We start from the raw sequence: 14,343 nt of genomic DNA, 5'->3' as shown, positions 1-14,343 counted from the left end.
ATACCCGCATAGCCGGCTATTCAGCCACTGGCTTTGCCGACCAGCTGTCGCCCCAGCCACGATAAAGATCGACGAGATAGCCTTGCCACTCGGTCGCCTTGCGAGACGGTGGAAAAGGGTCCGGCTTGACCGGTTCCCTGGCACTCCACACCACTTCGAATTGCCCATTGTCGGTGATCTTGCCAACACGCGGCGTCTTATAAAGATGCTGCGTCGAAGCATCAAGACGAACAGGCCCTTCCGGAGCGATCATGCGCTGATTGAGCATCGAACGACGTACCTGCTTCGTTTCGATCGATCCCACTTCGCGCACCCCCTCTGCCCACAGCTTAACCCCCACATACGCCGCTTCCATCGGATCCGTCACGACTCGCTGCGGACCGTAACGCTCATGCAGCTTCTTCACGAACGCCTTATTCTCTGCATTGGGTAGACTCTGAAAGTAATTCCAGGCCGCATAATCTCCCTCAACATCGCGCAGGTTCATCTTCATCAGCTCAGCTTCGCCAATGCTGAAAGAAATCGTCGGGACCTTATCTGATGAAATCCCGGCCTCACGAAGTTTCCGAAAGAACACTTCATTGCTGTCCCCATTAATCAGATTCAAAATCACATCCGCCTTAGAAGCGGTGATACGATCGACGACAGGCGTCAGGTTCCTGCTCCCCAGAGCAACATAGTCTTCCCCGACAATCTCTGCTCCGAACTTGCCCGCATAGTCTCGGATGATCTGACCCGCAACGCGAGGAAAGACATAATCCGAGCCAACGATAAACATCTTCCTTCGCCCCAGCGTCGTCGCAGCCCATTCAACCGCAGGGATGATCTGCTGATTGGGTGCAGCCCCCAGATAGATGATGTTGGGAGACGTCTCCAGTCCTTCATACTGGACTGGATAGACCAGCAGATGATCCAGTTCCTCAACGACAGGCTGCACCGTTTTTCTCGCCGAAGAAGTCCAGCAACCGAACACGACACAGACATTCTCCTCGGTAATCAACCGACGGATTTCGCTCGCGAAGACGTCCGGATCACTCCGCCCATCGACCACCACGGCTTCAATCTTCCGTCCCAGCAGACCGCCCGCATCATTGATCTCCGCAATCGCCAGCAATGTCGAGTCGACCACAGGCGTGCCGCTCCCCGACATCGTTCCACTCAACGAATGCAAAACGCCAACGCGAATCGGGGCTTGATCAGCAATCGTCGGAATCACCCCCAATGCCCCCTTCCCCGATGAGGCATTGGTCTGGCCGGTTCCCCCGACCCAGTTCCAGAAAAACAGCCCGCACGCCAACACCACGAGCAGCATGCCCGACGAAAGCCCCCACGCCAACATTCTTCTGCGTCCAGGACTCCTGCTGGACGATGATTGGGCCGCTGGCGCAACTTGAGTTTTTGTCAGCCCAGACCGACTACCCGACTGAAGGTGACTGCCCGAATACGTCTGTAGAATAAGGTCAAGGTCCGCTGCCATCTCGGCTGCCGTCTGATACCGATCCTCAGGTTTCTTCTGCATGGCCTTGTCGATCACCGCCGCACAGGCCTGCGGTACCGCAGGCACAAAGACCCGTGGATCCGGCGGCGCCGCCGTGCAATGGGCATACATCACCTTGAAGACCGTCTCAATTTCCTGATACGGGAACCGTCCCGTCAACAGGGAATAATAGGTCGCCCCCAGGCTGTAGAGATCACTCCGATGATCGATCTGCCTCGACTCGCATTGCTCAGGACTCATGAAGTAGGGAGTTCCCACCACCTCCCCCGCCTGCGTCACATGCTTGGACGTCGCGAGCGACTGCTTGGCCAGACCAAAGTCCGCAATCTTGACGATGTTCGTTTTCGACAGCAGCAGATTGGCAGGCTTGATATCACGATGTACCAGCCCATGCTCATGAGCCGCCGCGAGTCCCTCACAGGCCTGCTTCGCGATTCGGGTTGCTTCAACGACTGAATAAGCACCCTGCTGTTCGAGCCGGTCCGCTGCACTCCCACCCGCGACTAATTCCAGAACCAGGTAATACTGCCCCTCGTGCTCTCCCACTTCGAAAATGGTAATCGTATGCGAATGGCTGAGCTGTCCCGCCGAACGTGCCTCCAGCAGGAATCTCTGCAGAGCAATATCATCTCCTGAGAGTTTGCGGTTGAGGACTTTGATCGCGACTTCACGCTCGATCGTTTCGTCGAGCGCCCTCAGGACGACTCCCATCCCTCCTTCACCGAGGATGCCAGTCACCAGGTATTTACCCAGCCGTCGATTCAACCATTTCTGACTGCCCAGTCCACCATTCTCCGCCCCACCATGTCCCCCAGCAGCATCTGTTTCCGACGACGCATCAGCCGTGTCGGACCCGACAATCGTTCGATCCAGTCGAATATCGTTTTTCGCAGTCGTCGCTGGGCGGAAATCTCCATCTCCCAGCGTCTTTTCAGAATCCGTCATGCAACTCGCCCAAACTGTTCAGAGACCGGTCATCGGCAAAAATCTATCATCCACCTCCGACCAGGCGATGTCCAGCCTGACTTATTCAGACATCAAACGTATTCACAACTGCAGTTGTTTCACTTCGACGCCCACTTACGCACCGTACTTCTCATAAAACCGCTCATCCGACATCGTCAGATAAATGATCCCCTCGACAAACCCAATAATCCCGGGAACCGCCGTCCAGAAAAAGAGCAAATAGATCACGCCCATGAACGTATTACCGAGATAGAAATGATGAATCCCAAAACTCCCCAGGAAGATCGCCAGCAACGCAGCCACGACCTTGTTCTTCCCCGAAAGACTGCTCGGCGGCGCCATCTGACGTACCCCGCAATGTGGACAAATCTCCGCATTGGCAAAAATGGTTTCGCCACACGTACTGCAATGTTTCGTAGTTTGCCCGAGAGCTGATGGCATGATTTGATTCCCGATCAATGATGAAAACAATCTGACAGAAGACACCGGTCATGATCACAACGAAAACCATGCCGAGTTTGATCACATTTTTCTCTCTGGATGTCCCAAGTCACATAACATGTCTTTGACTCGATCGCCTCAAAACAATTCGCCCAGCAAACAACGTGGTGCACCGATGTTTTTTGCGTCTTCTCAGTGATCAATTTTGAGTGATGAACAATCACATCCACTCTTCAGCAACTTCACCATCTGTTCTTAAATGCCTGTTAGCTAAGAATTTATCTCGATCGAACTAGACTGGTCCACGATTCGCATCCAACTTTCTTCAGATTGGCACCCTGAAAGGAGTTTCAAATGAAGGCGATTATTTACAAAGACTACGGCACTTCAGACGTCCTACAATTGACGGACCGCCCCACACCAGAACCCGCCCGTGACGAGGTTCTCATTCGCGTCAAAGCCGCTGGACTCAACCCGATCGATACGCGTATCCGCGGCGGCGAAATGAAGTTCCTGCTCCCCGGCGGCTTCCCGCGAATCCCCGGCTACGACGTCGCGGGCGTGATCGAAGACGTCGGCTCGGAAGCCACTTACTTCAAAAAAGGTCAGCGCGTCATGGCCTTCCTCGACCACATCTATGGCGGAGGATACGCCGAGTATGCGACTTGTTCGACATCCGCAGTGATCCCGATCCCGGACGAAATGAAGTACTCCGAGGCAGCTGCCCTGCCGTTAGCGGGTTCAACCGCCCTGCAATGCCTGCGAGACTTCGCCCGCCTCAAGGAAGGCGATCGTGTTCTCATCTCTGGTGCTAGTGGCGGCGTCGGCCACCTCGGCGTCCAGATTGCGTGTGCGATGGGCGGTATCGTCACCGGCGTGGCGAGTGAACCAAACCGTGATTTCGTTCTCTCGCTCGGTGCAGTCGGCTTCATCGATTACAAGACCGAGGACTACACCACCCTCGACCGCCACTGGAACATCATCTTCGATGCAGCGGGCAAGACAACCTACACGAAAGCCCGTAAGGCATTGACCAACGAAGGCCAGTTCGTTTCCACCGAACCAAACTTCCGCGGCCTGATCGTCTCGATGCTGACGTGGCCACTGTCTCAACAGTCTCACGTCATGCTCGCCCGCTCAAGGGCCAGCGACCTCGAGGCGCTGATTCACCTGTGGAGCAAGGGAAAGCTTCACCCACATGTCGGCAAGGAATTCGAACTGACCGATGCAGCCCGGGCTCATGAGTACGCCGATGGAGGAGGCTTCCAAGGCAAAATCGTGCTGATTGTCGAGTAAGGAGATTACTTGATCTTCATCTGCTCGCGCATGAACTGATCAATATCCTCCACCACGCGTTCAATCCACGGGTGACTGTTCCAATGCCCGTGGACGGCGTCCTGGTGGAGGATTTGATTTGTCCACACGCCGGCTGCTTTGAGTTGTTCCATTGCATGGTGATCCCGTCCCGGATTGTCCTTCGACCCTGTGATGAACAGAATCGGCGGGTCATCCGAAGTCACCTTCTCAGTCGCATCCGCAAGGTGGTACATCTCTGGCTTCTCATCGATACTCGCGCCAATCCAGTTGGTCGCATTTGACGTCATTCCGCGATGCGATTCTTTCTCCACAAACCCCGACGCAATATCCAGCGGTCCCGCCATATCGACAGCTGCTTTGACGCGTACCGAGACGTTCAGATCCGCATCCGGCGCCCTCAGCATCGGCTCGTTCCATCCCGTCGCCATCAATCCCACCAAGTGCCCACCAGCAGACCCACCGACCGCACCCATGCGATCCACATCAATCTGGTACTCAGATGCATGCTTCGTCAGAAACTCCACCGAGTAAAAACAGTCCTGAATGCCCGCCGGAAACTTCTCCTCAAACCCCAGTCGATACTCAATCGACGCCGTCACATACCCCTTCTCTGCCAGCATGATCGCCAGTGATCGAAACTGCTTCTTGTCCCCCTTCAACCAGGCACCGCCGTGCACCAGGACCAGGCATGGTTTGGGACCTGCTGGCGTCTTCGGCACGAACACATCCATCAGCACTTTGCGAGGTCCGTTCTGGTAATACGTCACATCCAGATGAGCTTCGATGTCCTCCGGAATGACCGTCGAAGGACGATTCCCCTGACGCTCCGCCAGTTCCCCTCGAGCGGCTTTCTGTGGATGCACCCCATAAGCCAACATCGGCTGCATGTACATCCCGCCCATCGTGCTGATGTAAAGCTGGTCCCCGTCGAATCCCGCAAACGTGCAGTTGATTGGGCGGGCAGGCATCTTCAGGCGATCGACTGCTTTTCCATCTGCATCAAACACAAAGATCGAGTCATAGCCCGCGCAGTAGACATTCCCTGCGCGATCAACACACATCCCGTCTCCCTGCGGTCCATTCGGCCCCGCTTCCAGTTTCGCAAACTCTGCCACAGGCCCTGCGTTCCCATCCTCGCCGATCGCCATCTTCACGATCCGCCCGGTCTTCGATTCCGACACGTACAACGTCCGCAGATCCGGCGACAATGTGATCCCGTTCGGCGTGTTCAGTCCCTCTGCGAACACAGTGACGTTTCCATCTGGCGAAACCTTCCTCACCTGACCTTCTTTGGTCATCGTCACATAGATGTTTCCATCACCATCGACATCCAGATCATTCGGCTTGGCTTGATCTTCAAAAGTCACCACGGTCGTGAACTGCTTCCCGTTGCGTGATTTCACAATCTTCGCAGCCGGATTGTCCACGGCGTAGAGCTCGCCCAGTTGGTAACAGGTCGAGGAGAATTTCCCTTGCCCCGACGACACTTCCTCCCACACTGGCACGATCGTCTCTGCTCCCCCCGGTTGATCGCTCTTCACGCGATTCAGCTTGTAGACATACAGCTTCCCTTCCTTCACATCCGGAACATACATCTGGTTCCAGTTACTCCATGCCGATCCATCACACAGCCCAAACTCAGATCGAATGAGTTGAACTTCTTTGCTGTGATCAATCGGCCCTCCCGCATCGACAGCTTCCAGACTGGAAAAGAAAAGACCAGCAGTAACAGCAACATTCAGCAACGAGCGCATATCAGTCAATCTCCAGACGGATGTTTCGTGGACCAGGAGACGACAGTATCTCAGACCTTTTCAATATCAACAACCATTGATGCCTCTTTTCGGCACGACTTCTGCATCTTCGTCCTTCGCTCGTTCAACAACCAAGGAGATCATCATGACCCACATTTCACGCCCCAAAGACCCCAGACGCCAAACCGACACCAGCGAAATCGAAAAAGATGCCCTCCCCAAACAGGACGACATCCTCGACGAAACGACAAATACAGACATCGCCACCGGCTCCGAAGGCGGCGGACCAGCCCTCGGCTATGGCAAACCGGTCAGCGAAGAACGCAACACGGAAAACAACCCCGACAAAACCTGACGCAACTCCTGCGTAGCTTCCCTAACTCTGTCCCTTCTCCCCCGGGGAGAAGGTGTCAGCACAACACCTCAGGTGTTTAGTAAACACTGTGCTGACGGATGAGGGATTTCCGCGAATCAAACATTGCCCCCAATCCAGTAAAGCCTCCCCATGCTCACCCTCACCGACTACGCCATCCGCATCGGCCTTTCTATGGCTGCAGGCTTCGTCGTCGGCATCGAGCGCGAACGCAAAAACAAACCCGCCGGGATTAAGACGCACATGCTCGTCTCCCTCGGTGCAACGATTTTCGTCCTCTCCTCACTCGAATTCGCCAACGACCACGACAAACTCCTCAATGGCAAACAATCGGTCATCCAGCTCGACTTGATGCGGGTCATCGGAGGACTCATCGGCGGCATCGGCTTCCTCGGTGCAGGAGCGATTATGCAGCGTCGCGGCGATGTTGAAGGCATCACCACCGCCACCACCATCTGGGTCACCGCAGCCCTCGGCATGGTCTGCGGCATCGGCCAGTTAAAACTTGCATTCGTCTCCATCGTCAGCGTCCTGATCGTCCTCTACGTCTTTGGCGCGCTCGAACGATATCTCGAAAAACACGTTTTCAAAACCAGAGGACAATCAAAGCCCAACCCCCCGTAGGGTCCGCTGTGCGGACCGTTCTTGGTACTCTCCGCACTACGCCTTGAACGCCTCTTTCAACATCGCCAGCGACTTCTCGACGCCCTCTCTGGGCTCCGCATTCCCTTCAAACTCCAGCGACACATACCCCTTGTAATGATTCGCGGCAAGAATCTGCGCGACCTTCGGATAATCAATCTCAAGCGTATACCATCGTCCGCCGCCGAAGTACGTCTTCGCCTGCACCAGGACCGCATGCGGTGCCAGTTCTTCGAGTTGAGGAATTGAATTCTCCAGGAAGTTCCCGGTATCCATCGTCACTCGCAACCAGGGGGACTTGATCTCATTGACGACCTTCATGACCCCAGCCGAAGTCCGCCCCAAGCCCCAGTGATTCTCCAGCCCCAATAGCACGCCACATTTCTCCGCGGTCGGCAGACAGGCAGACAGCCCCTCGTTGACCCACTGAAAGCCCTGCTCTTCGGTGCAACCTTCGCGAACAGGTTCAATCCCCTTATTCGCCATCAGGTCATCGAAATCCTTGCTCGTCCCCCATGTTCCGGTATTCACGCGAAGCGTCGGAATCCCCAGTGCGTAGGCCATTTCAATGCAGTGAATCGTATGATCGACATTCTTCTGCCTGACCGCTGGGTCCGGATTCAAAAAGCCCTGGTGAGTTGAGAAGCCACACAGATCCAGCCCATTGATAAAGGCTCGCTTCTTCAACTGCTGCAGGTACCCGTTGTCTTCACTCGTCATCTGACGATGGAGAATCTCGACCCCATCGAATCCCAGCTCGCCCGCAATGTCGATGCACTTCTCGATATCGCGATAATCTTCATGCTGAAACTGCCAGAACGAATACGTCGAAACCGCGAAGCGTTGTCTGCGTTTTGTCACTGTTGCGTCAGCCTGGCTGGCGTTCACACTCGATGCACCAGAAGCAGCCGCAGCCAATCCACCCAGACCAACAGCCGTCGCGGAAAGAAAGTGACGTCGAGACAGTTCGCTCATATTCAGACTCCATGTTCCATATCAAAAGCAGCGAGCAGGATTGTTTCAGTATACCCGACAGTCGGCTCATTCGGAGAGACTTTGCACGCCCATTTTCGTATCTTCCAAAACGGTGAAATATCAGTCGCTCACCTTCCAACATCACGGCGACGCGAGCACCGCCAGATCGAGATCGCCATCCGTCTTCCAGGGATCACCCCCGCCGTTCTTGCCGGTCCGTTCCGATTGAAACCCGGTCACGACATCAAAGAACGACACCGCATTGATCGCCTTCAGTGACTCGATCACATGATCTCGTTCTGTATCGATATCTTCGCCAATATGATGCGTGATCTGTCCGGTCGTGTGACTGAGCCCGACATGCGTATCAAACGTCGCTGACCCGATCCATACCGGCCCATGGTCTGGATCTGCCTGATCCATCTTCCAGAACCTGACGTGATGCCGCTGTCTGGGACTCGACCCCACTGGCATTTCAAACGCAATGTCCTGCTTCCGGCCATAAAGAAAAAGATCACTGACCGGCGCCGCATCATACGGACGGTCCAGGACCGTATCCGCAGCGATCCGGAGGTCCGCTCGAATCCCCAGTCGATTCGCCACATACCAACCCGCTTTCTGCATGGTCGTCACGAGCAGTTGATCCTCACCGATCAACGCGACATTCAACGGGTCTCCGGGATGGCCATCATGAGTCGATGTCACCCGAGGATGATTCGTGAAGTCCGGATGATAATGCGCATACCCTTCCCAGATCAGCGGCAGCGTCCAATACGCGATCACGAAATAGACGACCAGCAGCACAACAAAGTACTTGATGGCTATCTCATGGATGCGTCGTTTTTTCTTGACTTGCTCTTCGCTCATAATCCCTGCCGTGCCATCGTGATGAGCATCGAGTCTGGCAATGGCGAGACTCCCAGCTGTCGAAGCATATTAATGGCCTGGGCCGACGTGAAATGGGCGTGCGTGCAGACATGCAGCAGGACATCTCTGGCAGTGGTTCCCATCAACCCCTGTATCGATTGACGATGGATCGTCTCCAACAGCTTCTCCTCCGTCAATGTCTCCAGATAGCGCGTCCATTCTTCATCCAGCGCCGAACACCGCTCACGGAGTTCACCGATCGAACGAATCGGATTCTCGCCTTCCTGATTGCCGGTCAACTTTCCTGCGAGGTCTCCAGGACACAACCCTTTCGGATTCCCGCTCAAAGCTTCCAGCCAGACATACTCTGCACCGTGCATGTGGGTCAGCGATTTCCACACAGTCCCCTGCCCGATTTCAAACGGCTGCTTCAACTGCTCCTCAGTCAGCAGTTCACACGCCTGGAGCAGATTCCCCATCACCCACATCCGATGCTGATGCAGGCGACTGATCACCTCGACCGACATACTCTCGCTCCCTTTTCCAGACATTAAGCGTCCGAAGTCACCCACGCCCAGGCAGCGTCCAGTTCCGACACATCGAAGTACTTGATCGTCGCCATCGTGAATGGCTTGCAGACCGACGCCATGTACTTCTCCCAGGTCGACTCGCCAACCAGCGCCAGCCGCTCGATCTTCGTACAATGTGTCGTCGAGAACTTGATATCATCCCACAACGCCGCGACGTCCCAGCCGCTGAACTCATGAAAGACCGCCAGAACACGGGTTTTGCCATGTGCTGCAATCGACTCATCGATCAGCGGGACGAAGGTCTTGTAATCTTCGTCATGCAGTTTGCCTGATAGCTTAAACGCCAGAACACGGTCATCCGAACTGGTCAATCGCTCGATCATCTTGTCAGTCCTCTTAGAAATAGAAACCCATCGTGAGCATTCCACCACAGTAGACAGATCGCTTCACGAAATCCAGCAGGTGATCAATGAACATCCCGAAATGAACTTACCGACTTGTCACACTCATTCTGTCTGTTTGAAAATTCGACGCCAAGTCGAAACAAGTGATCTTTCCCCAAATCGCGCGTCTGAAAAGAATAGAGGCTGTTCGATATTCTCCTTCTGAATCAGGCCAAAGCACATGTCCCGAATCCTCGCCATCATCTTCCTCTTCGTCTGTAGCGCGAACATCTCCTGCGCGGAAGAACCCCGCGAGCTTGATGCGATCCTCTCCCCCGACGATGGCAAAATCGTCATCACCAAAGAACAGGACCGCGTCCTCGTCACCCTCCACAGTGAACGCGGGATTGGAAAAGCCGTCCTCAAGCGCCTCGGCGAAAAATGGCCCAGCCAGATCACGTTGAGAATTCATCTCTCCGGGCTGGAGTCATTCAAAATCACCACACCCTCAACCCGTCTGTCATGGTCCGTCTCCAGTCACGGGCAACAGGAATCGATGGTCACGTTACTGGAAGATTCGAAAGAAACAGCGCTCAAGCCAGACCATGAACTTTACTCGCCGATCACCATCATCCCGAAGAAAGCAACCATCCCGCTTTCTCAGGAGTCCTACTTTGAAATCGTCCTCCCTGCCCCCTTACTGAAACCCGACGAATCGGAGCTTCAATTGCAGTGGATCGATTTCTACCGCAATTGAGACGTGGAAGACTAAGATCAGACGTCGCACAAGTCGCACATCGTTTCCCGGCGCAATGAGAATATCATCTCGTGAAATCATTGGCTTTCGTCTAGAGAATAATCGTGGGTTGGTTCGTGTTTCCGCTTCAAAGTCACATCAACAGGGCTTCCATGATCCTCTAAAATAGTGGGCTGAAATCGACGCGGGTCGGTACGCGGAACAATCGCCCGACATCCATCTTTTGCTACAGGAGAACTTTCTATGAAATCATCATTCGCCTCGCTGATTCTCGGCTTGATGTTCGTCGGGCTGAATACACTCGCTGCCGCTGCTGAGCCGGAGGCAGGGTTCGTCTCGATCTTCAACGGCCAGGATCTGACCGGTTGGATCGGAAACACCAAAGGCTACAAAGTGGAGAGCGGAAGCATCGTCTGCGATCCTAATGCGGGTGGCGGCAACCTCTTCACCGAAAAGGAATATCCGAACTTCGTTCTCAGGTTTGAATTCAAACTCCCTCCCGGCGCCAACAATGGTCTGGGTATTCGCGCCCCCTCCACGGGAAATGCCGCCTACGAAGGTTTTGAACTTCAGATCCTTGATGACACTCACGAAATGTACAAGGACATCAAGCCTTACCAAAGCCACGGCTCGCTGTATGGTCTTGCCCCGGCCAAGCGTGGTTTTCTCAAACCGGTCGGCGAATGGAACGAAGAGGAAGTCACGGTCGATGGCAACATGATCAAGGTTGTCCTGAATGGCACCGAAATTCTGAATGTTGACCTGGAGGAACTTCGCAACAAACCCTCCATGGACGGCCAGAAACATCCGGGACTTGATCGAGTGACTGGTCACATCGGATTTTTAGGACACGGCGATAAGGTTGAGTTCCGCAACTTGCGAATTAAAGAGCTGCCATCGAAGTAAGGAAACTGTATCTTGGGAATGAAGCGAGGCTGGCGTCCTGCCAGCCTTTTTTATTGATAGACACAGCGCTTAAATAATCCCATGATCATGAATCCTTTTCGTTCTCGCGACGCAGTTGAGAATATCACCCATGCACGACAATCCCTATAAGCCACTCGAACTTCCGGAAGAACAAAGCTTCGAGTCGGGCGGCAAGAACGCATCGCCTGACTTAAAGAGATTGGCAAGCCGCCAGCGACAAATGTTGTTCTCATTTTTGCTTTGCGCATCTTCCTTGATATTGATGAACTTTATCATCCCTGCCTTTATCAGAATGCCGCGAGAGAATCCGATGACTGCTGTTCTTCTCACGGGCATGATTGCGACCATCATCGTCTTTGGTGCCAGCTTATTCTGGTTTTTTACTGCCACATTTTTGCTCGCTAATGTCTTGCTACCAACACTCGCTGCCATCCTCTGTGTATTTGTATCTTTTATACCCATTTTAACCCTCGGGATTCTGTTCGCTTTGAATTATCTCGCCATCAAACGCTTTCGCAAGCACGGAATCATGGTTGGCTTCATGGGGATCAGCCCGAGTCAATTAGACGCGATGGCTGCGACTGCTGATTGATATGGCTGAGTCAACAGCAGCGACCTGTCGTGATCAATGACGCGTGTTGATTTTTGCTGCACTGACATGCCCTGTCATGCGTAGCTCCATGGCAGTCTAAGAGCGAGTCTTCTAATTGATGTTTTGCGCGAAATGTAGGGTGCTGGTGAGTCTTCGAACCGCACCAGAACGACATTCATTCGCACAATTGGTGCGGTTCGCAAAGCCTCACCAGCACCCTACAAGGAATTAGAAGACTGCGTCTAAGTAAATCGCGATGGACGGATCTAATCGCGATGAGCTAAACCTTGTGTCATGTTGAAACAAGTATTCACTCTCATCCTGGCGATCATTTACTCACTCGCGATGGACGCATGCTTGGCTGCGCCACCTGTGAATCCTGCCCAGGCCATTGAGATGCTCAAGCGGGCGAGGACGGTTTATCACTGGGACGAAGCAGCGGAGCCGTTTCATATTGTTGGGCCGATTTACTTTGTCGGGACCAGGGGGCTCGGGGCGTTTCTGTTGCATGGGACCGACGGGGACATGCTGATCAATACGGGGATGCCAGGGTCGGGGCCGATGCTTGAGGCTTCGATACGCAAGCTGGGGTTTGATCCGGGTCAGTTAAAAGTGCTGCTCGCGGGGCATGCGCATAGCAGTCATGTCGGCGGGCATGCGTACCTGAAGAAGCTGACAGGGGCGAAGATTGCGTTCGTGAAAGAAGAACAGGAGTTGTTCGAATCAGGCGGCTCGAAAGACTTTCTCTACGGCGGAATTAAAGAATTTCGATTCGACGCGTCGGACGTTGATCGCGTGCTTGAGGACGAAGAAGTCATTACCCTGGGGGATCTGTCTGTGCAAGTCTTACGCACTGGCGGCCACACTCACGGCGCGACGACCTACGCCATGACCGTGACTGATAGCGGGAAGACGTATCGCGTCCTCTTCCCCAACGGGACAACCATCAACCCGGGCGTTCAGCTGGTGTCGCAGCCATCGTATGAAGGAATCACGGAGGACTATCGACGCACATTCGAGATCCTGGAGAAACAAACGCCAGACATCTGGCTGCACTACACCAACGAATTGCATGGATTCCGCGAACGACTCGCCCGTGCGAAGAAAGCAGGAGCCCGAGCGTGGGTCGATCCTGACGGATATCGACGCTGGGTGGCGGGGGAGAAGCGAATCTTCGAAAAGCGCCTGAAGAGTGACCAGCTGCTGCAGAAATAGGTGAAGACGGTCTCGCCTTATTTGATCGCTGTGGCACGACAATGCCGTGGGAAACCAGCAATCTCGAAGAAGGGGATTGTAGAATCGGAAATCGTCGGATAGTCTTGGTTTGAAGGGGCTTTGCATGGACAACCTGGCCAAATTTCTGCGACTTCGTCAATCACTGACATCGCGGATCGAGTCGTGTAAGATATTTCGAGAGTCGCCCGGATGGCATCGCGATCGAGTGCTCGCCGTCGAGTATCATGTCGATCCTCATAGCCCCTGGGAATACGCCGAGATCCTTCTGTCAGAGGCTTTTCACGACGGAGGACGCCGAGACTATTTCTTTTTGTCTCTGTTAGATGACTGCGATACACGCTATTTCCTGGAAGCCGATTTTGGCGCGGGTAAGTATCTTCGCCCGAGCGAGCCGGGGAGCTTTGTCTTTGGGGATGAAGAGTCTGTTCGGACCTGTAAAGGCATTGGGCCTTATCATTCGAGCATGATTTACGTCCGAAAAGACGTTGTCTATGACTACTTTCGATCGGCCAGTCCATCACATTCAGCCTCACCGGAACCGCTGCTTTCAAAGTCGTTTCGAGACGAGACGCTGCAGATTCTGATGAAGCAGTTGATCTATCATTTCCGCCAGCCGGTCCGCACCGGACAGCGGATGATCAAAGAACATCTTCAGGATCGTATCCTGCACCGCCTGTCGGAGATTGCTCAGCAGCAGACGCCGCAGGCTGCTGAAGAGGATCGATTGTCTCGTCTGAGCTTGTCTCGTGTGATTGAGTTGATGAATGCCCGCTTCACCGAAGACTTAAGCCTGGATGAATTGGCTCAGCAGGCATCGGTGAGCCGAAGTTATTTTGTACGTCGTTTTCGACAAACGACGGGAGAATCTCCCAAACAGTATCTGATGAAACTTAGACTTCAGCGGGCAAAAGATTTGCTGGCTATCGAATCAAAAGACCTCACTGTCCTGGAGATTGCCCAGCAGTGCGGGTTTTGTGATCAGTCCCACCTGGCTCGCGAATTTCGTCAGGTCTATGGGATCACGCCGGCGGCGTTTCGTCGGTATCGACCGTCGTAAGTCCGATGTGATGGATGCCCCAGATTCT

At 54.1% G+C, this 14,343-nt stretch carries 15 protein-coding genes; 8 read left to right on the top strand and 7 right to left on the bottom strand.

Translation table 11 applies throughout. The features are described from left to right. Positions 1 to 16: 16 nt before the first annotated feature. Together SH248x_RS05240 and SH248x_RS05235 are read right to left on the bottom strand one after the other, a co-directional pair. Complete coding sequence (locus tag SH248x_RS05240; protein ID WP_459557464.1) at positions 17 to 2,443, bottom strand: transporter substrate-binding protein; 2,427 nt, start codon at positions 2,441 to 2,443, stop codon at positions 17 to 19. A 135-nt stretch (positions 2,444 to 2,578) separates the two neighbouring features. After that, positions 2,579 to 2,905, bottom strand: a complete 327-nt coding sequence (locus tag SH248x_RS05235) for an NINE protein (protein WP_459557463.1) — start codon at positions 2,903 to 2,905, stop codon at positions 2,579 to 2,581. 354 nt (positions 2,906 to 3,259) lie between these two features. Here SH248x_RS05235 and SH248x_RS05230 point away from each other — a divergent pair, with 354 nt between their 5' ends. Continuing rightward, entirely contained in the window at positions 3,260 to 4,201 is a 942-nt protein-coding gene (locus tag SH248x_RS05230; RefSeq protein WP_459557462.1) for an NAD(P)-dependent alcohol dehydrogenase, read from the top strand. A 5-nt stretch (positions 4,202 to 4,206) separates the two neighbouring features. Here the strand turns inward: SH248x_RS05230 and SH248x_RS05225 are convergent, their stop codons facing one another. Beyond that, positions 4,207 to 5,976: an SMP-30/gluconolactonase/LRE family protein gene (locus tag SH248x_RS05225; protein WP_459557461.1), complete on the bottom strand. Its 1,770-nt coding sequence runs from the start codon at positions 5,974 to 5,976 to the stop codon at positions 4,207 to 4,209. A 145-nt stretch (positions 5,977 to 6,121) separates the two neighbouring features. Between SH248x_RS05225 and SH248x_RS05220 the strand changes: the two genes are divergently transcribed. Then, positions 6,122 to 6,331 carry a hypothetical protein gene (locus SH248x_RS05220; RefSeq protein WP_459557460.1) on the top strand — a complete coding sequence of 70 codons (210 nt, stop codon included), beginning with the start codon at positions 6,122 to 6,124 and terminating at the stop codon, positions 6,329 to 6,331. A gap of 150 nt (positions 6,332 to 6,481) precedes the next feature. Beyond that, on the top strand, positions 6,482 to 6,973 hold the full coding sequence (locus SH248x_RS05215) for an MgtC/SapB family protein (protein ID WP_459557459.1): 492 nt from the start codon (positions 6,482 to 6,484) through the stop codon (positions 6,971 to 6,973). Between the two features lie 36 nt (positions 6,974 to 7,009). Here the strand turns inward: SH248x_RS05215 and SH248x_RS05210 are convergent, their stop codons facing one another. The 4 genes from SH248x_RS05210 to SH248x_RS05195 form a co-directional block, all read right to left on the bottom strand. Then, positions 7,010 to 7,966 carry a sugar phosphate isomerase/epimerase family protein gene (locus tag SH248x_RS05210; protein WP_459557458.1) on the bottom strand — a complete coding sequence of 319 codons (957 nt, stop codon included), beginning with the start codon at positions 7,964 to 7,966 and terminating at the stop codon, positions 7,010 to 7,012. 141 nt (positions 7,967 to 8,107) lie between these two features. Beyond that, positions 8,108 to 8,833, bottom strand: coding sequence for an LssY C-terminal domain-containing protein (locus SH248x_RS05205; RefSeq protein ID WP_459557457.1), 726 nt, complete (start codon positions 8,831 to 8,833; stop codon positions 8,108 to 8,110). Further along, positions 8,830 to 9,360, bottom strand: a complete 531-nt coding sequence (locus SH248x_RS05200; RefSeq protein WP_459557456.1) for a DinB family protein — start codon at positions 9,358 to 9,360, stop codon at positions 8,830 to 8,832. Before SH248x_RS05200 ends, SH248x_RS05205 begins: the two co-directional genes overlap by 4 nt. A gap of 23 nt (positions 9,361 to 9,383) precedes the next feature. Next, a complete protein-coding gene (locus SH248x_RS05195) occupies positions 9,384 to 9,746 on the bottom strand; it encodes a SpoIIAA family protein (RefSeq protein ID WP_459557455.1) in 363 nt (120 codons plus the stop codon). Between the two features lie 241 nt (positions 9,747 to 9,987). On the opposite strand from SH248x_RS05195, the gene SH248x_RS05190 reads away from it, so the two are divergent. The 5 genes from SH248x_RS05190 (at position 9,988) to SH248x_RS05170 (ending at position 14,315) form a co-directional block, all read left to right on the top strand. Then, positions 9,988 to 10,503: a hypothetical protein gene (locus tag SH248x_RS05190; protein WP_459557454.1), complete on the top strand. Its 516-nt coding sequence runs from the start codon at positions 9,988 to 9,990 to the stop codon at positions 10,501 to 10,503. Between the two features lie 243 nt (positions 10,504 to 10,746). After that, entirely contained in the window at positions 10,747 to 11,409 is a 663-nt protein-coding gene (locus SH248x_RS05185) for a 3-keto-disaccharide hydrolase (protein WP_459557453.1), read from the top strand. A gap of 130 nt (positions 11,410 to 11,539) precedes the next feature. Next, complete coding sequence (locus SH248x_RS05180; RefSeq protein ID WP_459557452.1) at positions 11,540 to 12,022, top strand: hypothetical protein; 483 nt, start codon at positions 11,540 to 11,542, stop codon at positions 12,020 to 12,022. A gap of 294 nt (positions 12,023 to 12,316) precedes the next feature. Further along, complete coding sequence (gene bla, locus SH248x_RS05175; protein WP_459557451.1) at positions 12,317 to 13,237, top strand: MBL fold metallo-hydrolase; 921 nt, start codon at positions 12,317 to 12,319, stop codon at positions 13,235 to 13,237. 124 nt (positions 13,238 to 13,361) lie between these two features. Beyond that, entirely contained in the window at positions 13,362 to 14,315 is a 954-nt protein-coding gene (locus tag SH248x_RS05170; RefSeq protein WP_459557450.1) for a helix-turn-helix domain-containing protein, read from the top strand. Positions 14,316 to 14,343 lie beyond the last annotated feature (28 nt).

It is taken from the genome of Lacunimicrobium album, assembly GCF_052161635.1.
Lineage (GTDB): Bacteria > Planctomycetota > Planctomycetia > Planctomycetales > Planctomycetaceae > SXPC01.
Note: the sequence above shows the minus strand (reverse complement) of the source record. Positions and strands in the feature narration are given on the sequence as shown.